Source organism: Paenibacillus psychroresistens, from assembly GCF_009728935.1.
Classification (GTDB): Bacteria; Bacillota; Bacilli; order Paenibacillales; family NBRC-103111; genus Paenibacillus_AC; species Paenibacillus_AC psychroresistens.
Genome location: NZ_CP034235.1, coordinates 6,544,421 through 6,566,079 on the forward strand (window position 1 = coordinate 6,544,421; position 21,659 = coordinate 6,566,079).

Consider the following 21,659-nt stretch of genomic DNA (forward strand, 5'->3'; position numbering starts at 1 on the left):
ATGATTCCTTATGGCTTAATAGTAAGATAGTCTCTCGACAAAATATATCATCCTTTCTCTACATTCGATAGACATTTCTCAACTTCTTAATTAAAGAAGACCCCAGCCAAAAGGCTAGAGTCTTCGATTCAGAATATTCATTTAAAGCAACTTCAAGACTTATTGAAAGACTCTTACATAATCCACATACATATCTATCTGATTGTTATATTTCGCTAAGTCAATCGGCCAGCCTCCACCCAGTGCAAGGTTTAGCATAAAATATAAGGGGGTATTAGCTTGAGAAAAAGTAGGCTGACTCCAAACCTGGACATTATCAATATAAAATAAGATGTTAGTTGAAGTCACTTTAGTCCCATAGGTATGCCAAGTAGAAGCATTATCGCCATAAGAAAAGAGCGAGGATGAACAATTGGTTTGATGGGATTCCGGGCTGCCTGACCACCAATGTACAGATCTGCAAGCTCCAGACGGGTCTTGCCCGTACGCCTCAACAGTGTCTAGCTCTGCTGTGGATGCAACATGTGAAGCCCCCGTACTGTCTTTGGACATCAGCCAGAATGCAGGCCATGCTCCTTTCCCAGCAGGCATTAGAATACGTGCTTCAAAGTAACCATTTGTGGCAGCAATACCAGTTCCATCCAAACGAACGGAAGAGAGCATGCCTCCTAAATGAGTACGATTCCAGCCTTGTGGATCTACAAATCCTGCAGGTGCATTACTTGAACGTATTCGCAAATAATTACTGCCCAATATGGTAAATGGATTGTTTACTGTAGCAGGATCTGCGAATATTGCTTCACCAAATTCAGAGCCATTCGGCCAGTCTGGCTTAAGACTTGTATAGGTAGTTCCTGCACCCGTTTTAGAAACGGACAATGCAGAAGTAAAGTCATCTTGGAACAACATACTCATACCAGCAGCTTGTGAGGGTGCGGCAGGTATGCCTTGATTCCAAACAACACCTCCATTGTTATAAAGCTGCAAATAGTTGTTATCTGAATGAGTATAGTTTGGATTTCCTTCCGGCGTATCCCAGGCGTTTAAAACGATGGTAATAGGTCCATGTGGGTATTGATCTGCAGGAAAAGTGATTTGCCCAAAGCCTGTTGTTGCGTTCGGTGCCACATTCTGAAACCAAGTGTCATAACCGTTGGGATTCGTGTGTGTGGCATCAGGCTGATGCCAGGCTCTTGCCCAAACATTTTGCATTCCTGGTGCGTAGAATTGCACGGTAATGGTTCCATTGATAGTTGAACCAATCGCTGGTGAGGTAACCGTAATCTCATAGGGAGTGTAACCTCCAGGCGGAGGAGTTGGTGTAGCTGTTGGTACGGGTGTTGCTGTAGGAGTTGGCGTTGCAGTCGGTGTCGGTGTTGGAGTAGGCGTTGGTGTTGCCCCGCCTGTATTTTCATATGAAATCTCTGTTACTCCCGATTTCGCTCCAGCAGGATGAGTGAAAACGATACGAAACTTGGTTGCCGATACAGCAGTAAAAGTAACCGAATTTAATTGATTGCCGGCCGGTGCAGCTGGTGATTTAACTTGACTGGCTGCATTTACCCATGTAGTTCCATTCCAGTACTGTACATTATAGCCGCTTGGTGCTTTAACACCGCCCCCATCATCATAAATATTCAGCTTTGCTTTATTCCTTGTACTGCTGCTCCCAAAATCCGTCTGGACCCAATCTGTAGCATTAGGCGATTGATAAGCTGTCCAACGGTTTCTAGGTGTATCCGTATAGGAAACTATACTGTCATTGACCTGAGCCACATTATCTCCACTAAAGGTATAAGAGGCTGAGGCTGTTCCCACAGGAAGCGGAGTTGGCGTAGGTGTGGCTGTTGGAGTTGGAGTAGGCGTTGGTGTTGCCCCACCTGTATTTTCATAGAGGAGCTCCGTTACACCTGTTTTCGCTCCAGTTGCATGAGTGAAGACAACACGGAATTTGGTTGCCGCGACTCCTGTGAAAGTAACCGTATTTAATTGATTTCCCGTTGGGGCTGCGGGCGATTTCACCTGACTGGCTGCATTTACCCATGCTGTTCCATTCCAGTATTGCACATTATAGCTGGCTGGAGCTTTTACCCCGCCTCCGTCACTATAAATGTATAGGCTAAGCTTATTCTTAGTCCAGCTGCTGGCATAATCTGTTTGAACCCAGTCCGTAGCATTGGTTGATTCATAGGCAGTCCAGCGATTTTGCGGTGAATTATTATAAGAGATTACCCCATCATTGACCTGACTCACATTATCCATAAAAAAAGTGTACGAGGCCGTTGCTGTTCCTGGTACATCTGCTGAAGCAGGAATTGCCGAAATAAAAGAAGCCATAAGTACCAGTGTTAATACGATAGAAATGTATTTGGCTTTAAGCTGTCTAGCGATCATCATTTACATTCTCCTTTTCAATTTTGAGTTTTAGAACAGAAAATTTCTAGTTGCATACTTCTGTGTAATTCCGCCTCCTTTCACCTATGTAATAAGTTTAATCCAGTGTAAATGCTGAGTAAATGAGCATTTCTCTATATCGACTCTACCTTCCTCAAGTACTTTGTTGAAAACTCGCTTTATAATCCTTTAAAAGCGGCAGCACCGCTTTTAAAAGGACTATTGGTTTTGTCATCCTAATTGATAAAAATATTAGCTGGAGCAAAATTATTGGATATGTTTATTTGCCCTGCTGCTATACCGCCGAGATGAACATTGCCAGAAATATTATTATTAAAATTCAGCTTAATTAAGGCACCTAGATAATTGCCTATATTTACTGGGGCACCAATACCGTGAAAATCGATAGATCCATTAGAAAGCATAGATTTACCCACGGTAAGACCATTTGAGGATATTTGATTATGCATATCGATATTACCTTTTCCGTAATAAGATCCTTGGATTAGTACTTTATTGAAGGTTGAAAATTGGGATTTGCCGGTAACAAACAAGGATTTGCCGATAATAAAGCTTGTATAGTTCCCACTGCTCGGCATAAAGTCCTGCGTACTACTCACATTTCCCGCTACAGATAGGGAAGTGAAGCCTTTAAAACTAATTCCGGCCCCAATTAAATCACCACCTATAATACCCGCTGCAATGTTACTTCCTTGGAAGACAATGCTTCCCTGTGCACTCATAGTTTGATCAACCGTAAATGATCCTACACTTGATTTAAAAGTGATGCCGCCTGCTGCAATTACATTTCCATGGATCGTCAATCCAGTGATATTTCCAGTAAAGGTAAGCGGTCCGTTGCACACGATATCCCCATATATGGTCAAGTTAGATGTCGCTCCTATGGTGCAGGAACTTCCGCCATAGAGTACTGTAGTCCCAATAGTTGAAGCGTCACCTATGGACATCGTCCCATATGCGTTTGAAATCGAAACAGTGCCGGCATAAAGCTGCCGTGGCAAAGCCATGTTACTGCTGTTTTGCGAAACAGATTTATTTCCCGCTGTAACCGAACTTGGAGTAACAATGGCAAGTGACAACGGCTGTGCACTAAATTGTTGATTAAAGTAGCTATTGAAGTCTGTTGCAAAATTAGGATCCAATGTGTTCCCACTTGCAGGATTAGCTATTTCTGCTGTCCCTGTACCTGCGCTTCCAAAAACAATATTATTCTGAAAAATTGCCGGAATTGGTGTTGGTGTGGGTGTTGTTCCACCTGTGCTTTCATAAGAAATTTCTGTTAAGCCTGACTTCGCCCCTGCTGGATGGGTAAACACAACACGAAACTTGGTTGCAGATACCGAAGTAAAGCTAACACTATTCAACTGGCTTCCAACTGGCGATAGCGGTGATTTAACTTGATTGGCTGTACTAATCCAGCTCGTTCCATTCCAAAATTGTACGTCATAGCTGCTAGGAGCCTTAATACCGCCTCCGTCATCATAAATGTAGAGGTTTGCTTTATTCCTAGTAATGCTGCTGCCAAAATCCGTCTGAACCCAATCCGTTGCATTCGGTGATTCATAAGCAGTCCATCTATTATGAGGAGTATCGATATAAGAAATGATGCCGTCATTGACCTGATCTACGTTATCCATTCTAAAAGTGTATGATGCAGAGGCTGTTCCGACTGGGAGCGGTGTTGGTGTTGGTGTTGGCGTTGCTGTTGCTGTTGGTGTTGGTGTTGCAGTCGGTGTTGGTGTTGGACTTCCACCTAATACAGGCTCGAAAACTCTTACATAATCAACAAACATATCGATTTGATTGTTATACTTTGCAAGGTCAATCGGCCATCCACCGCCAAGAGCGAGGTTAAGCATGAAATACATCGGTGTATTGGCTTGGGCAAAAGACGAATGTCTCCAAACCTCAACATTATCGATGTAATAGATGATTTCTGTTGGTGTAATTTTAGTACCGTAAGTATGCCATGTGGAAGCATTATCCCCATAAGCAAAATTTGTAGATGAGCAATTGGTTTGATGGGATTCTGGGCTGCCCGACCACCAATGTTTGGCTTGACATGCTCCGCTAGGATTATGTCCATATGCTTCTACTGTATCGATTTCAGCAGTTGATGCTGTATGATTAGGTCCTGTAGATTCCTTGGACATCAACCAGAATGCTGGCCAAGCACCTTTACCGGCGGGCATCAGAATTCGCGCTTCGAAGTAACCATTTGTAGCTGAAATACCTGTACCGTCAAGCCGGACGGAGGAGAGCAGACCACCGACGAATTTACGATTCCAGCCCTGTGGATCTACGTATCCTTCAGGAGCTTTACTTACCCGAATACGCAGATAATCATCTCCAAGAATGGAGAATGGATTAACACTATCGATCGGATCCGCAAAAATGGCTTCACCAAATTCGGCTCCATTAGGCCAATCCGGTTTAAGCGAAGCATACCTAGTGCCAGCGCCTGTTTTGGAAATAGACAACGCTGAGTTGAAGTCATCTTGATACAGCATTTGCATACCCGCAGCTTGTGGCGGTGCAGCTGGAATTCCTTGATTCCATGTGACTCCACCTTGATTATACAATTGAAGGTAGCTGTCAGCGGTTTTAGTGAAAGAAGCATCTCCCTCTGGCGCATTCCAGCTGTTTAATATTATCGTTGTTGGACCATGCGGGAATTGATCCGCTGGGAAAGTAATCGTGCCATTCCCTTCAGCATCTGGGATCACATTCTGAAATCTGGAATCATATCCATTGGGATCCGTGTGCGTTGCATCGGGCTGATGCCAAGCTCTTGCCCAAAGATTCTTCATTCCAGGCGCTTTAAATTGGATAGTTACCATACCCGAGACCGTTGAACCATAGTCAGGAGATATTATATTTATAATCGGTTCCACTATTATCACCGGTGGTGCTACTGGAATTGGCTCCATATTTGAATCCACATAAGCTATTTCCGAAACTCCTGTCTTTGCCCCAGGCAGATGCGTAAACAGAATACGATACTTTGTCGCAATTACAGTATGAAAAGTAACCAGGTTTAATACACTGCCGGTAGGTACAGCGGGTGATTTGATCTGATTAGCAGCACTAACCCATGAAGTTCCATTCCAGTATTGGACATCGTATGCACTTGGAGCCTTTACCCCTCCCCCATCGTCATAAATATAAATGCCTACCGTGTTCTTCGATCTGCCGCTTTCATATTCTGTCTGTACCCAATCCGTAGAGTTGGGGGAGCCATATGCTGTCCATCGGTTCTGTGGAAAATCATTAAACGAGATGATCTCATCATTGATTTTGGTTGCCGGATCACCAGAATTAGCATAGGATGCCGTTGCAATCCCTAATGACGGAGGTGCAGGGATAGATTGAGTCGTTGAATCCACATAAACAATCTCGGTTATACCCGTCTTCGCATCGGAGTGTGTAAATAAGATACGGAACTTAGCAGCCACAACTGGTGTGAATGAAACTATATTTAAAGCATTGCCTAGCGGGATTGATGGTGATTTGATCTGTCCGGCAGCACTAACCCAAACATCACTTTCATTCAAGTATTGGATATCGTATGCACTTGGCGCCTTTACCCCTCCCCCATCTGCATAAATATAAATACCTACCGTATCCTTAAGCTTATCCGTTTCGAAATTCGTCTGCACCCAGTCTGTTGCATTAGGTGATTCATAGGAAGTCCAGCGGTTTTGAGGCGAGCTGTCATACGATATAATTCCATCATTAATTTGGTTAACTTGATCAAGATGAAAGGTGTAGGAGGCAGATGCAATGCCTAAGGGAACTGCTGGCGTTGTTGGTGGAGCCTCCATGTTTGAATCCACATAAAGAATTTCCGTCACGCCACTTTTCGCGCCTTGGTGTGTAAACAGAACACGAAATTTAGTTGCAGATACCAAGCTAAATACAACTGTATTCAGTTCGTTTCCTGCGGGAATTGCAGGAGATTTAACCTGGTTCGAAGCACTAAGCCAAGTAGTTCCACTCCAATATTGGACATCGTAAGAACTTGGAGCTTTTATTCCTCCCCCATCATCAAATATATAAATACCTACTGTATTTTTCGTTACTGCTTCTGTGAATTCAGTTTGTACCCAATCCGTAGAATTAGGTGATTCATAGGAGGTCCAACGGTTTTTAGGTGAGTCATCATACGACAAAATCCCATCATTTACTTGGCTCACATTATCACCGTGGTAAGTGTACGAAGCAGTAACTGTTCCTGAGGAATCGATGGCAGCCGTTGCGGGAATTCCTGAGAGAAAACTCACCACGATAGCAAATGTTAAGACAAGCGGCAACCATTTTACATAAAAGTGCTTCAGCATTATCATATACACACTCCAACCTTATCATTTTTTCAACATCTCGCTGACGAATTGCAGCCATATATGTTGATGCTTTAACAATAAAGCAGTGATTTACTAATGAATATCATCCTTTCTTTACTTCAACTCTACCTTCCTCAACTAATTGCCTTAAACTCTACATTCCTTTACATTCACTCTACAATCCTCAACTTTTTACGGTCTCCTCTTTGTCTAACTAGCAATTCAAGCTATACTAGAATTACCCAGCTGAGAGGAGTGAAACTCTTGCGATTCATCAATAACCTGAATATTTTCCCTAAGCTTGTCCTAACCTTTCTAGTTATCATTATTCCGTTAATTATTATTAGCCTTGCGACGAATATTCGCAGTGAGCGCTTGGTTCGCAATGAAATCACAAGCTCGATGCAGGCCAAAGTAAATTATTATTTAACAGCATTAGAATATAGCTTCGCCCCCCTAATTTCGATTCAGCAACAGTATCTCATCGATGAAGATATCAATAATCTGGCCTATACTTCATCTTTCATGTCAGATCAGCTGTATACGGAAACCTTTAAGAGTGTCCAAAATAAACTAACAATCTTGAAATATATGAGTTCTTATGTCGAGGATGCCTTTGTTTACATTCCCGCTTTCAACCGTAAAGTTTCTGCTGCCAGCTTCGACCCCATCCATCCTGATGAAGCTGCTGCAATGAATCAGCTTACAGATACTTATTCCTCTCCGTTTATTCTATTTAATAATAGCCTATGGATGAGTAGACCTTATCCCAGCTTTACTTCAATTGGTAAAGGATTTACTCTCGGTTTGCAGATCTCAAGCTCTGCCTTGCAAAAATCCTTATCTAGCTTTTCAATCAATGGAAACGGTGGAGCCATGCTAATGAACGAGGATCTTAGCTGGAATGAAATCGGGGGCAACATACCCGCTAATATTGAGAAAACCAAGCAAACAATCAAGCAAAATCTATTAGCTAATCAAATAAGTGGGTATGAAAGCTTTCAATCTAATAAAACCAAATATTATGCTTTTTATGAGAAGTCCCCAAAGCTTGGCCTTACTCTAGCGATATTTGTAGATGAGAATAGCTTTATTGGACCCATCAAGCAATTTGCCACCTGGCTATGGTGGATTTCGATCGCCTCTATTCTCGTCATCCTGCTCTTTTCATATCAAATCTATCAGGTGATTCATACGCCTCTCAAACAATTAACAGGTGCTTTTAGGAATGTCGAAAAAGGTAATTTGTCAACTCAGCTAAGCTATCGATCCAAGGATGAATTTAACTACCTCTACTTACAATTTAATCGGATGGTATTCCGGCTGGATGAGCTTATCAATGAGGTTTATGTCCAAAAGTATCAGGTTAAGGTAGCAGAGCTCAAGCAATTGCAATCACAGATTAATCCTCACTTTCTCTATAACTGCTTCTTCAATTTATATCGTCTTGCCAAAATGCATGAACTGGATAAAGTCATCCCGTTCACGAAAAATCTTGGGGATTATTTTAAATATGTGACTAAAACCGCTGACTTTGTCCCTCTAGAACAGGAGATTAATTTCTGCCTATCTTATGTTGCTATCCAAAATATTCGCTTCGAGGATCATATACAGGTGGAATTCGGAATGATCCCGGAAAAGTTCACTGCATTAAATGTACCCAAGTTATTTCTGCAGCCCTTGATTGAAAACTGCTATAAACATGGTTTAGAGGATAACTCAACAGGTGGACTGATCCAAATTTCTTTTGCTGAGAACGCGAATTATTTTGAAATATCTGTAGAGGATAATGGAACAATATTAAGCGATACGATGCTAGAAATGATTCGGGCTCAATTAGAACAGTCTGATAAAATGACCGATAGTGAAGGTTTGCTTAATGTGAAACAGCGGCTGATGCTTCATTTTGGAAATGCGGCAAATCTCGAGGTAAACAGAGGTAAGCTAGGTGGCTTAATAGTAGTAGTAATGATTCCAATTGAGGAGGAAATCAACGATGTTCCGTCTGATGATCGTAGATAATGAGCCGAATATTGTAAGAGGGTTAAAGCAGCTGTTGGTTGAAGAATCCTCACTGGAATTAGAGGTCTATTGCGCTCATTCTGCAGATGAAGCATTACTGCTGTTAAATAGAGTTAAAATTGATATCGCCTTAAGTGACATTCGGATGCCGGGGATGAACGGATTGGAGCTGCAAGCGCGAATTATCGAGCAATGGCCGCAATGCAAGGTTATTTTTCTCTCCGGCTACGATGATTTCAACTATATTCAAACCGCAATTCGCAATGGCAGTGTAGATTATATCCTCAAAACAGATGGTGATGAGGTCATTCTTCAAGCGATTCAAAAAGCGATGACAGAGCTGAGCCGTGAATCTGAAATAGATAATCTTCATGAACAGACACAAAGCAAACTACAGCAATCACTAGTTACTTTACAAAAGGATTATTTCCATAAGCTCGTATACGGACTGAATTCAGTGAAACAGCATCGGCTTGACGAACTGAAAATTCAGTTTGATGCCAAGCTGCCTTTGCTGTTAATCATAGCTAGGGTAGATCGCTGGGATCCTTCGATATCAGATGCTGATAAAGCTCTACTCTATTATGCTGTGCAGAATATTACGGAGGAATTCTTGAAGGACTTTAATTACTTTGGCATGACCTTGGACCATAGATCATTGCTTAGCTGTCTTCAGGAGAACCCTGCAAGTCAATGGGGCTCCACTCCGAATAAATGGATTCGTTATGTGCATAGCCAACTGGAATCCATTCAATCTGCTTGTCAAAAGTATTTAAAATTGCCGGTTTCCTTTGTAGCAAGCAGTACGACTATAGACTGGAATGGGATTCCTGTTAAGTATGCTGAGCTCCGTCAGATTCTCTTCTATGGCTTTGGTCAACGCGAAGAAATGATCTTAACGGATGAAGTAACCCGCAATTTTCAAGAGGGCACGGTTAAAAGCGAGCTTGAATTAAAGGCCCAGAGTAAGCTAAAGCAGCTTTTGTCATCCGATTTAATTATGGAACATCGTCTATTGAATGACTTCGAGGAATTAGTTGAGCTCACCCGCCAATTGAAGCACAACAACCCGTTTCTGCATGAAACCTATAATGGCATTTCCTACATGCTGCTGGCTTATATCAATCAGCATCAGAAATGGAGCCAGCTTGCACTAACTGAGGATCTGAACAAGCTCTTTTCCTTAGATGCCCATCTCAGCTGGGAGCAAGCCGTTGTTTATTTAAAAGAATTAATCCTCTTATTGCTCGAGGATCGGAATAAAGAGAGTGAAGAAGGCGCCGAATTTCTGGTTACTAAGCTGAAGGCATACATAGACCGGCATCTCGATGAGGAATTATCCTTGGTTCGATTGGCGGAAATTGTATACCTAAATCCAACTTATCTATCTCGGCTTTTTAAACAACATACTGGGCAAGGGATTTCCCACTATATCACCCAATTGCGACTGATAAAATCTCAAGAATTGCTCAAGCATTCCAAGCTTAAGGTTCAGGAAATCGCCGTAAAAGCAGGCTTTGATTCCGCCACCTCTTTCGGTCGATTCTTTAAACGGGAAACCAATTTAACACCTCAGGAATATCGCGATAATGGGTAGAATTTATCTGGAATTTATCATTTCCAGTTATTCACTGAATTGGCCCGAATAATGTAATTTTAACTGGAGGTTTTCCAGTTAGAGCAAAAAAAATGAGCGATATTACTCAAGAATATCTCTGGAGAATGGATTTTTGCAGATAGTTCATTTTCTAGGTGGTTTCTAAACATCTCATAACGTACTAAAATTAAAACCACCTCCATAACCGAAGGTGGTTTTTACAATTTGATAGATTTACTTAGATCCTAACCCCGTGAAGGCTCCGCCATAGTAAGGCGTTTCTCCGCGCTTAATGCTGCCAAATGTCCGTCGTTAGCCATAACCTGCTCCAAATGCTTCATTCTTTCTGGTGAAGCGGTATTCCTCATTGTTTCGGAGAATACACGATCCAACCAGAACCGATCAAAGCTCGAAATGTAGTCTCGCAGCTCCTGAAGGTCCTGCTCCTCATAACGCTCACATAAATTAATCGTGAACATTCGACGATTTGAATTCCCGTTCCATGAGGAATGGAAGGTATTATGATTGAATACGAGCACATCTCCTGGCGTTACATCCAATACATAAGCGGGTACATCTGCACCAGCTACCTGCCAGAAGGTTTCGCTTTTCCCAGTTGTCCCCGTTAAATCCTTGCCAAACTGGTCATGCACACGATGGCTCCCCGGAATAACCCGTAACGCACCCGAATTCCCATCCAGCTGATCCAAGTAAAAGGCAATTTTCAGATGCCTATGCTTCTTATGAAAACCATCACGATGCCATCCGGTATCTCCCGTATAATAATTGCCGTCACTGCCCATGTAGTTAAAATCATCGCCTAATAAGGAAGAGCCAATTGCCAGAATACGTGGGTCATCCAACAAAGTAGACATTTTCTGATCAATAAAAGGCACTACACAGGTTCTCTTGCTGCCATCATGCACCATTGCTTTGTCTTCTTGAGGAAAGGTATCGGCAAATTGCTCCAAAATCCAGTCTAAACGATCTGCAAAAAGCTGGGGGAATTTAATAAAGCCAAACGTTTCAAAAAAATCGATTTGTTCTTTTGTGAGCGCCGTCATACTCATGAGTACCCTCCATTTTTATCCGTGAATTAGATAATACTTCTGCCTGTTTTTTAGCTTTTCACTATGAAGTTTAATAGCTCAATCGCAGTATGTCAACATATAAATTATTTTGTATACAAGTTGGCTAAAACCTTTCCAAACTCCCCTACTTCATTTCCGGCGGACGAGTGAAATTCCCAAAGCAATCATCCATAAAAGCCACATTGTACTGCCAATTGGGGCTGCCCATCCTACTACAGGAAACGATGGGATAACCGTAACAATGAGCTCTTTTCAGAAGCTTACAGGCGATCCGCTAAAATTAAAAACGGTCTCATTCACACAAAATACACCTCTTGATATCGAGCCCTACACCCGTCTGTTCGGCACAAATCTCACCTTCAGTCAACAGGAAAATGCATTTGTTTTTGACTCAAGTGTTTTGAATTTACCGATTATTTATCGCAATCAGCAGCTGTTGCAAATTGTGGAGGACCATGCGGTCCAAATGATACGTGCTTTGAAATTAGAGCAATCATTCTCAGAAATGATTAGCCATGCGATTATCAAAAAATTCGACGGAACGATTCCTAGAATCCAGGATATAGCTAGCAATCTTGGCTATAGCGTCCGCTCCCTTCAGATGCAATTAAAAAAGGACAATACTACCTTCAAGGATCTGCTTGCTTTAATCCGCAAGAACATGGCTGAGAGCTATCTTAGAAACCCACATTTTTCAATCAGCGATATCTCCTATGCGCTTGGATTTTCCGAGCCAGTCGCTTTCCATAACGCTTTCAAGAAATGGACTGGGCAAACTCCTGGCGGTTATCGGAAGCAAATATAGCAGCTTTTTGACCCTACAATAGAAAAGGCCATCCCCAGTAATCGTTCACTTGGGATGGCCTTTTCTATTGTACTCTAGTTAATAATCACTTGTCTTTCTCCATCCCCATCGGCATCATCATGCCATCGTCCGTACCTACCATGGTGACACTATCCTCATTGTCTTCATCGGCCAAGAATATTTCAGTACCGTAAGTTGGTGCAGCATACGGCATATGCGTTTTACCGCGAGCGAGAATCTGCCTGTAATTGCCTGAATCGCCTTCATACCCATCATGATCCCAAGGAATCCATGATCTAGCATTACAGTAGTGGCATACATAGGAGCGGCGAAACCGATCCACTGACTTATTAGGAAAGGATCTGTGCAATAAATGTGAATGGAAGAATAGTACATCCCCTGCATTCAAAGGTACTGAAATCGCTGGCGGGTAATTCGCCACTACCTTCGAAAGGGTATTGATTTCATCATCCAGATGGCTGACATTCTGAACCGTATTCAGATCCCCAAACGAATCTAACGCATGAACATTACCGCCACCAACCTCAACTGGCGGATAAATAGGCTCATGATTGGATCCGGGAACGACCCATAAGCAGCCGTTTTCCTCATCCGCTGGTTCGAGCGCAATCCATGCACCAACTAGTGTATCCGGGTGAGTTTTGATATAACAAGCATCCTGGTGCCAGCCTTGACCACCTTTACCAGGGGGGTTAAGAAACAGCATTGATTGAACCGCATATACATCAGGTCCGATAATCGCTTCTGTTACATCAAGAATACGCGGATGCAGCATTCCTCGCTCCGCTACCTCATCTAATCGGGAAAGCATATGAATTCGAGTCGCCTGTGCAAACTCTTCCCCGAGTGGACTTGCATCCCTTTTCTCAGAGCTTTTGTTAGAATTTTCTTTTTGAAGTCTCGATTTCTCAGCAAAAGCATACAGCTCTGCAATATCTTCTGGTGACAAAAGTCCCCTTACTATTAGGTAACCTTCTCGCTGATAATGGGAGTACTCTTTAACACTAACCATGTAGCGGTTTTCCCGTGAACGGGATTTCGGCATATAATATTTCCCCATAGCGCTTATTCTCCTATCCTATCTGCTAGTTATATTCTTCATTTTAGCCACTTGTGTGAACGTTTTCAATGTACCAAAACCGCAAAATGATGTGTTTATTTGATATAGGTATTGATCAGAATATGACGATTTACCGGATACGGGGTCTGTGGATCGGATATCATGGCGGTATGCCGGAATAAAGTGTCTTTACAGCGTTTAATATAATCAGATGGGTTCATTCCACGAATTCGTTTGTACATTTTGGAGAAGTGATGCTCGTCACGAAAACCTACCCAGAAGGCGATTTGTTTGACCGTAATTTCACCCTTCATCATCATTCCTTCAGCACGAATAAGCCGCCTTTCGAGCAGCATTCGCTTAGGTGTTATACCTACACTAGCAACGAATACTCTTGTAAAATGCTCATGAGACCACCCTGAACGTTGGGCAATCTCTTCAATGGTTATTGGACTCGAGAGATGCTCTTCCATATATTCAATGGCACGGATGATTGGGATGGGCAGATCAGGTGCAGTTTCCTCAGGTGTGTGACCTGAAACCGAAGATAATTCTTCCAGCAATGCTGCCAATAAAACCGCCATTCGTCGCTTCCAATAAGGAGGCTGGTGGTTGGCGATCCAGAGTATTTTCTTCATAATCCCAGGTAAAAGCGGTTGATGGAGTGCCGGAAAATGATTGCCGTCCTGTAAGAGCAATTGGAATCTGGGTTCTGCATTCCGCAGTGCTGCATAATCGAAATGTACAAACATATGCCGTACAATCTTATCTGCAGCAAAATGATAAGTATGAATCGTATCTGGACGGGTAAAAATGAAACATGGTTCATCGAGGATAAATGGCAGATTCCCCAGTTTATAAATCGAATGGGTCCCCTCAGGAAAATAAACCAGCTCGTAATCTCTAATTATCCTCGGACCAAGTACGAAGCCAGATTGAATAACGATGTCACCTGCATTATGCAGAAATGGCAAGGAATCATCCACATGTATATCTTCCATACCCTCAACTCCCTTTGCATTACGCCATAATGCTTCAATACGTTGCTAATTTTAATACTAACCTAATCCTTAATATTACTCTACAGCGATCTCAAAATGGAGTGAATAAGACCTTCCTTTTTCAAAAGGGATAAAGAGAGATATAATAGAAATATAGGAGGGATACCAATGAAAATTATTAACCATGGTCACTCGTGTATACAAATTGAAACAGAAGGCAAATCGCTCATTATCGATCCTTTTCTAAGAGGGAATCCAGCAGCCATTTCCACGCCTGACGACATCAAAACAGACGCTGTATTATTAACTCATGCACATATGGATCACATTTTGGATGCCGAACCGATTGCCTTGAGCAATGATGCTCCCGTTGTAGCAATTGTAGAATTGGCTACTTATATGGGCTGGAAGGGAGTCAAGACGATTCCAATGAACATGGGAGGCACCGTTGATCTTGGCTTTGCTAAAGCGACGATGATTCAAGCCTTCCACAGCTCGGGAATTGTACTGGAGGATGAGCAAAGAATTATGTATGCCGGCATGCCTGCTGGCTTCATCATCCGTGTGGAAGGTCTGACAATTCTCCATACAGGAGATACCAGTCTTTTTGGGGATATGAAAATGTTCGGTGAGCTTTATTCCATTGATGTAGCATTCCTGCCAATTGGGGGACATTTCACAATGGGTCCTGAGGATGCGGCGATCGCTGCAGAGTGGTTAGGCGCTAAGCTAGTTGTACCCATTCATTTCAATACATTTCCGATGATCAATCAGGATGCGCCAGGATTCATTGAATTGTTGGCAAAACGCGGAGTAAAAGGACAAGCGTTAACTATTGGTGAGACTTTGGAATTATAGGAAACACAAAAAAAACGGGACATCGCCATTAAGGGATGTCCTGTTTTTGATACCATTATTAATACGGAGGATTTTCAAGGGCAATAGGATCACTTTCTATTGCATTCCTTTGTTTTATATAATTTTTGGTGTTCTTATTAAATAAAACAATGAATAGCAAAATAACGCTCAAGAGTACACTAAAAATATTATTGGAAAAAGCAAAGAAAACCTGTATAACCAACATAGTAACCGTCATTTTATACATAAATTTTCGGATAAATAGAATGTTCAATATTACTAAAATAGTGGGAATTAAAATACTACCTATCATTTCCCCTATAGCTTCTGCAATTTCGCTGTCAGTGAGCACTATATCGGAATCCCCTGTAATTGCATCTAAAACCCCCAATTTAAAGTTATACCAAAACCCTTCAATCGGATGAATATACACAAGAGTTATTAGCAATAAAATATACAAGGAAAAAAAGAATAGCTTGGCAATTATAAAAAAGTTAACGAATTTAAGACTAAATGGTTTTTTCATTAATTTGTGTCCCCTTCTTCTAATAAACGTTATTGTCGAAAAATAACATATCATAGATGGTTAATTTTGGGAAGGGGGAAACTTGTCAAAAAAATTCGCTTAAGTTCTCATCGCCAATCCTGCTAAGAAGCTTAACATGATCTGCACCGCTAATCGCGAGGTCATATTGCGAACATCAACAGTTGGATCTATACAAACAAAATCCAAACCTTGTACTTGCGGCAATGCACCCAGTCGATACATAGCATCCAGCACGTCCCATGGCTCCATGCCGCCTGCGCCTATTGCCGGACAGCCTGGTGCGTACGCTTGGTCAATTACATCCATGTCGAAGCTCACATACAACACATCGGTGCCGTCACCTGCGAGCTCGATCGCTTTATCGAGCACAGCGTTAATGCCCATGGTGCGTACATCTCGCGAGGTATAAACATGTACACCTTTGTTCTTCACATAGTCGTGATAAGGCTTCGAATTCATGAAACCCCGTATGCCAATTTGCACAATATTACGCCCTTCGACAATATTGGATTCGATAATGCTGCGGAATGGAGTCCCGTTCGTAACTCCGCCATCATCGAAATTGCGAACATCATGGTGGGCGTCAAAATGGATAATACCCACCTTCCTCCCAGGGTGCCGCTCAACAAATGCTTTCAGTGAAGGGAAGGTTATGGAATGATCGCCGCCAAAGATGAGCGGAATGAGATTAGGCTGCGCTTTATACAGTGCACGCAAACTCTCCTCAATACGACGATGGCATTCTGAGATATCTGTCACATGCATTTGGATATCACCGAGATCGCGCACCTTCAAATGCTGCAGATCAACCTCATATTCCAATGAATATGTAGTAAAAGATTTAAATGCCGCACGAACTGCAGCCGGTGTTGTCGAGGCGCCTGAATGAGAAATTGAGGGCTTGGACAAAGGAATACCGATGACTCCTGCGAGTAATTGTTCATATCCGTCCCATTGGGAAATCCATTGTGCGACCTTGGTTTCCATATGATCACGAAATATAGCTTGATCTGGTGATTTCAGAAAAGGGATCTCATGACTCATAGCACTGTTTCCTCCTTTTTCCTTTCTAATGCCGTAATTTGGCCGTTCCAGACGACTACCTGCCCGTCTTTAATCACACCAAACGTATGATTAATGCCAAAATGATATGGCAGATAAGCAAGGTTCGGCGCATTGAAAATCGTCAAATCTGCCCGTTTCCCAACTTCGATAGAACCAATATCAGAACCGCGGCCAAGTGCGTTTGCCGCGTTGATCGTGCATGCGGTCAAGATCTCCTCTGGCGTCATTTTCAATTTCAGGGACGCCAGCATAATGATGAGCTGTATCGACTCGGTCGGACAAGATCCTGGATTGTAATCCGTAGATAACGCCACTGGCAAATTAAACTTATCAATCATGTCTCGCGCCCTCGCGTGCTTGCATAGTCCGAGATAAAACGAAGTGCCTGGCAAAAGCACCGGAATCACGCCGCCTTCTGCCAATTTAGCTAAGCCTTCATCCGTAGCAGCTAACAAATGCTCTGCCGAGATCGCACCTACTTCTCCTGCTAGTTCAGCACCATGAAGAGAAACAATTTCGTCCGCATGAATTTTTGGAATTAGTCCAAGACGCTTGCCCTCCAGTAATATTCGGCGCGACTGTTCAACCGAAAAAACACCCTCTTCGCAGAAAACATCGCAAAATTCAGCAAGCCCTTCGCTAGCTACTTTAGGAAGCATTTTATCGATGACCAGATCTACATACTCTTCTGTGCGCCCTTTGTATTCCATTGGTACAGCGTGTGCCCCCATAAATGTCGAGACGATGTCGATTGAATTAGTCTGATTGAGACGTTTCACCACATGCAATTGCTTCAGCTCATCCTCCAATGTAAGTCCGTAGCCGCTTTTTGCTTCTACAGTAGTAACTCCATTAAGCAGCATTTCTTTAAGGCTCTTAGATGCCTTGTCATAAAGCTCCTGCTCACTGGCAGCACGGGTGGATTTCACACTGTTCAGAATGCCGCCACCCTGATCTAAGATATCCAAATAAGGCACGCCCGAACGCTTCAGAACTAACTCATGCTCACGTGAACCACCATGTACTAGATGCGTGTGCGGATCGACCAGACCTGGAGTGACCATACGTCCGCCAACATCGATTGTGCTCCGAATTTCAACACCTTCAAGAAGTTGGTAAACCTCATGTACAGGTCCGAAGAGAGCGATTCTCCCTTCACGAATCGCAATTACAGCGTCTATAATCGCGCTAATTTCCTGCATTTCTGCTCCATAACGAGGTGCATTCCCCGGTGGAGTAAAGAGACGACCGATACCCTTCACAAGCAAATCAATCGGTTCCATGCGCATTTTCCCCCTTAGATAATTCCTATTAATTGCTAAACCTAATTTTCTAACAATGATCACGCATTGGGATACAAATGCCGTGCTTTTCTGCCGTTTCTATCGCTTCGTCATAACCGGCATCCACGTGGCGGATGACTCCCATTCCCGGATCTGAAGTCAATACACAACGTAAGCGTTCTGCTGCTTCATCCGTTCCGTCTGCTACGATTACCATCCCTGCATGCAGGGAATAGCCCATGCCAACTCCTCCGCCATGATGGAAGGATACCCAAGATGCTCCCGCAGAGGTGTTGATCAGTGCGTTCAAAATCGCCCAGTCGCCAACCGCATCTGAGCCATCTTTCATTGCTTCCGTTTCACGGTTTGGAGATGCCACGGATCCACAGTCCAAATGGTCGCGCCCTATAACAATCGGCGCTTTCAGCTCACCATTCTTTACCATTTCGTTTAATGCGAGGCCGAATTTTTCACGTTCGCCATATCCGAGCCAGCAAATCCGTGCCGGAAGTCCTTGGAACGCTATACGTTCACCTGCCATCTTGATCCAGCGGTGCAGGTGCTCATTTTCCGGAAATAGCTTTATGATGAGTTCATCTGTTTTACGTATGTCTTCGGGATCCCCGGAGAGTGCGACCCAGCGGAATGGACCTTTACCTTCGCAGAAAAGCGGTCGGATATAGGCTGGTACGAAGCCAGGAAAATCGAATGCATTTGTTACACCTTGATCAAACGCCACTTGACGAATGTTATTACCATAGTCGAACACTACTGAACCCATTTGCTGCAAATCCAGCATTGCTTGAACATGAATTGCCATGCTGGATTTAGAAAGCTCTATATATTGATTCGGATCTTTATCGCGTAGAGCAGAAGCTTCTTCTAGTGTGTATCCTGCAGGAATATAGCCAATTAACGGGTCATGGGCCGATGTCTGATCCGTTACAAAATCTGGCTTGATCCCGCGTCGAACAAATTCCGGATAGATCTCCGCCGCATTGCCTAACAGGCCAATTGCTAGTGATTTGTCCTTTTCTCTCGCTTTATTAGCCATTTCCAGGGCTTCATCCAATGTCTCTGCAAGAACATCACAATAGCGAGTTTGGATACGTCGCTCAATGCGAGTGCGGTCAACTTCGACAGCGATGACAACCCCATCATTCATGGTAACAGCCAACGGTTGTGCGCCGCCCATTCCTCCTAAGCCTGCAGTCAGGGTCAAAGTGCCCTTGAGTGTACCATTTGTGTGCTGACGAGCGGCTTCAGCAAAGGTTTCATAAGTTCCTTGTAAAATACCTTGTGTGCCAATGTAAATCCAGCTTCCTGCCGTCATTTGACCGTACATCATGAGACCTTTTTGCTCCAAATCACGGAAATGCTCCCAGTTCGCCCATTTTGGTACGAGCACCGAGTTCGAAAGCAGTACGCGTGGTGCTCGCTCGTGCGTTTTGAAGACTCCGACAGGCTTCCCTGATTGAATTAGCAAGGTTTCGTCATTCTCCAAACGTTGCAGTTCGCGCACAATTACGTCATAAGACGGCCAATTACGCGCAGCTTTGCCATTTCCGCCGTACACGACAAGATCCTCTGGGCGCTCGGCAACCTCCGGATCGAGATTATTCATTAACATACGCATCGCAGCCTCCTGCACCCATCCTTTACAAGATAGTTCGATACCACGAGGAGCGCGGATTTCACGTTTTTTATTGGTTTCAATATTAGCAGTCATACCTATTCCCTCCCAAAAGGTTATTTATATTATTCATTCATAATGGAATTTAGATTAGAAAAGTGAACCAGACACCGCTTCAACGGCTTTCAACCATTCACCCTCCAGCAGAGCATTAGCTACGTCTTCAATATTTCGTGAAGTAGACCGATCCTCCAAGACCGGTGGAACTAGCATACGCAGCTTGTCATACAATACGCGAGTTGCTGGAGCGAGACCTTCCACTCCGACAAAATCAGCTGCTTCAGCAGCGCATATCAGCTCGATTGCCAACACTTTCGACACATTATCGACTACTATCACTGCATGTCTAGCTCCTGTTGTACCCATAGATACATGGTCTTCTTGGTTCCCCGAGGATGGGATTGAGTCAACGCTTGCGGGATGAGCCAAAACTTTATTCTCCGATACGAGTGATGCACTGACATATTGTGTAATCATCATACCGGAACTAATGCCTGGATTGTGGCTTAGGAAAGCAGGCAGCCCTCCTGACAGAGCTGGGTTCACCAGCCGCTCAGTACGGCGTTCAGAAATGTTCGCCAGCTCACTCATGCCAATTTTTAGAAAGTCCATGGCAAAGGCAATCGGCTGACCATGGAAATTGCCACCGGAGATAACAAGACCTTTATCGACGAATAACAGCGGATTGTCAGTCGCCGAGTTGATTTCGATGGTTATCTTATCTTGTACATAAGAGAGAACTTGGCGTGTAGCTCCATGAACCTGTGGCAAGCAGCGCAGCGAATAGGCGTCTTGTACTCGAATCTCTCCCTGCCGAGTTGTCAACTTGCTGCCTTCTAGCAACGTACGCAGGTTTCCAGCCACACCGATTTGCTCCGGATAAGGACGTATACGCTGGACTTCATCAGCAAAAGCATCAGGTATCCCGCGTAAACTCTCTACCGTTAGCGAAGCAATTACATCTGCGATTTTCGCAAGGCGCTCCGATTTAACAAACGCCAAAGTTCCGATTGAAGTCATAATTTGTGTCCCATTAATGAGCGCAAGTCCCTCTTTGGCTTGCAAGGCGATTTGGGTCAGACCTGCTATTGCTAGAGCTTCTGCGCCCGGCATTCGCTGTCCTTTGTAGAAGGCCTCTCCCTCTCCCATCAGCACAAGTGCCAAATGAGACAAGGGTGCTAAGTCTCCGCTTGCGCCAAGTGAACCTTGTTCCGGAACAACCGGGAGCACATCATGGTTGATGCAATCAATTAGGAGTTGTAAGGTTACTGGACGTATACCGGAATGGCCTTTGGCGAGCGCGTTTGCTCGTAATAACATCAGTGCGCGAACAGTTGATTCAGGTAAGGGGGTGCCGACTGCGCAGGCATGGCTGCGGATCAAATTGACCTGCAGCTGCGCTGCGTCTTCTGGCGAAATGCGCACATCACTGAATTTTCCAAACCCGGTTGTAACGCCATAAACAGCCCTTCCGGAGGTGACTAGCTCCTCCACCATATTGCGACATTCCAATACTCGCTTGAAAGCTTCCATAGAAAGTACTACAGGTCTATTGTTAAAAGCTACCTCAGCCACCAGTTCTGGCGTCAGCTGCTCTCCATCTATTACTACTGATGCTAATGCTTCAGTAGACATTTGTTCACCACTTAATAAGGCTGAAGCTGCCTCTTCATCACCTATGCCTTGTTCTCTATTTGTGATCATTTTTCTTGTCCCCTTTCGTGCTGTACCTAAAGAAAGGGACCGGGCGGAAGTTGTTAACTTCCACTCGGTCCCTTTAAAAAAGAGGGTTATATGCGATTGTCCGGTATCCTGCTTGCGCCTATCCTTCATCGCGACCACTCACTTTAGGTTAAAT

At 43.6% G+C, this 21,659-nt stretch carries 14 protein-coding genes; 4 read left to right on the forward strand and 10 right to left on the reverse strand.

The features are described from left to right. Window positions 1–159 precede the first annotated feature (159 nt). Both EHS13_RS37300 and EHS13_RS29695 read right to left on the reverse strand, forming a co-directional pair. Window positions 160–2,397: a glycoside hydrolase family 16 protein gene (locus EHS13_RS37300; protein WP_155703843.1), complete on the reverse strand. Its 2,238-nt coding sequence runs from the start codon at window positions 2,395–2,397 to the stop codon at window positions 160–162. Between the two features lie 233 nt (window positions 2,398–2,630). After that, entirely contained in the window at window positions 2,631–6,761 is a 4,131-nt protein-coding gene (locus EHS13_RS29695; protein ID WP_155703844.1) for a glycoside hydrolase family 16 protein, read from the reverse strand. A gap of 261 nt (window positions 6,762–7,022) precedes the next feature. Between EHS13_RS29695 and EHS13_RS29700 the strand changes: the two genes are divergently transcribed. Both EHS13_RS29700 and EHS13_RS29705 read left to right on the forward strand, forming a co-directional pair. After that, a complete protein-coding gene (locus EHS13_RS29700; protein ID WP_162463314.1) occupies window positions 7,023–8,780 on the forward strand; it encodes a sensor histidine kinase in 1,758 nt (585 codons plus the stop codon). Then, a complete protein-coding gene (locus tag EHS13_RS29705) occupies window positions 8,755–10,377 on the forward strand; it encodes a response regulator transcription factor (protein ID WP_155703846.1) in 1,623 nt (540 codons plus the stop codon). Before EHS13_RS29700 ends, EHS13_RS29705 begins: the two co-directional genes overlap by 26 nt. 245 nt (window positions 10,378–10,622) lie before the next feature. Here EHS13_RS29705 and EHS13_RS29710 read toward each other — a convergent pair whose 3' ends face one another. Then, window positions 10,623–11,447 (reverse strand): phytanoyl-CoA dioxygenase family protein, encoded by an 825-nt coding sequence (locus EHS13_RS29710; RefSeq protein WP_155703847.1) that lies wholly within the window; start codon window positions 11,445–11,447, stop codon window positions 10,623–10,625. A gap of 109 nt (window positions 11,448–11,556) precedes the next feature. On the opposite strand from EHS13_RS29710, the gene EHS13_RS29715 reads away from it, so the two are divergent. After that, window positions 11,557–12,273, forward strand: coding sequence for a helix-turn-helix domain-containing protein (locus tag EHS13_RS29715; RefSeq protein WP_155703848.1), 717 nt, complete (start codon window positions 11,557–11,559; stop codon window positions 12,271–12,273). An 85-nt stretch (window positions 12,274–12,358) separates the two neighbouring features. On the opposite strand, the gene EHS13_RS29720 is transcribed toward EHS13_RS29715, so the two are convergent. Together EHS13_RS29720 and EHS13_RS29725 are read right to left on the reverse strand one after the other, a co-directional pair. Further along, window positions 12,359–13,354 (reverse strand): phytanoyl-CoA dioxygenase family protein, encoded by a 996-nt coding sequence (locus EHS13_RS29720; protein WP_155703849.1) that lies wholly within the window; start codon window positions 13,352–13,354, stop codon window positions 12,359–12,361. A 95-nt stretch (window positions 13,355–13,449) separates the two neighbouring features. Continuing rightward, the gene (locus tag EHS13_RS29725) at window positions 13,450–14,355 is read right to left on the reverse strand and encodes an AraC family transcriptional regulator (RefSeq protein ID WP_155703850.1); all 906 of its coding nucleotides are present in this window, start codon (window positions 14,353–14,355) and stop codon (window positions 13,450–13,452) included. 168 nt (window positions 14,356–14,523) lie between these two features. On the opposite strand from EHS13_RS29725, the gene EHS13_RS29730 reads away from it, so the two are divergent. Beyond that, a complete protein-coding gene (locus tag EHS13_RS29730) occupies window positions 14,524–15,213 on the forward strand; it encodes a metal-dependent hydrolase (RefSeq protein ID WP_155703851.1) in 690 nt (229 codons plus the stop codon). Window positions 15,214–15,271: 58 nt separating this feature from the next. Here EHS13_RS29730 and EHS13_RS29735 read toward each other — a convergent pair whose 3' ends face one another. The 5 genes from EHS13_RS29735 to hutH form a co-directional block, all read right to left on the reverse strand. Then, entirely contained in the window at window positions 15,272–15,739 is a 468-nt protein-coding gene (locus tag EHS13_RS29735; RefSeq protein WP_155703852.1) for a hypothetical protein, read from the reverse strand. 99 nt (window positions 15,740–15,838) lie between these two features. Then, window positions 15,839–16,804 (reverse strand): formimidoylglutamase, encoded by a 966-nt coding sequence (hutG, locus tag EHS13_RS29740; RefSeq protein WP_155703853.1) that lies wholly within the window; start codon window positions 16,802–16,804, stop codon window positions 15,839–15,841. Next, window positions 16,801–18,108, reverse strand: a complete 1,308-nt coding sequence (hutI, locus tag EHS13_RS29745) for an imidazolonepropionase (protein ID WP_155705563.1) — start codon at window positions 18,106–18,108, stop codon at window positions 16,801–16,803. The genes hutG and hutI overlap by 4 nt, the downstream gene beginning before the upstream one ends. A 49-nt stretch (window positions 18,109–18,157) precedes the next feature. Next, on the reverse strand, window positions 18,158–19,837 hold the full coding sequence (hutU, locus tag EHS13_RS29750; protein ID WP_155703854.1) for a urocanate hydratase: 1,680 nt from the start codon (window positions 19,835–19,837) through the stop codon (window positions 18,158–18,160). Between the two features lie 54 nt (window positions 19,838–19,891). Further along, on the reverse strand, window positions 19,892–21,436 hold the full coding sequence (hutH, locus tag EHS13_RS29755; protein ID WP_155705564.1) for a histidine ammonia-lyase: 1,545 nt from the start codon (window positions 21,434–21,436) through the stop codon (window positions 19,892–19,894). Between the last annotated feature and the right edge of the window lie 223 nt (window positions 21,437–21,659).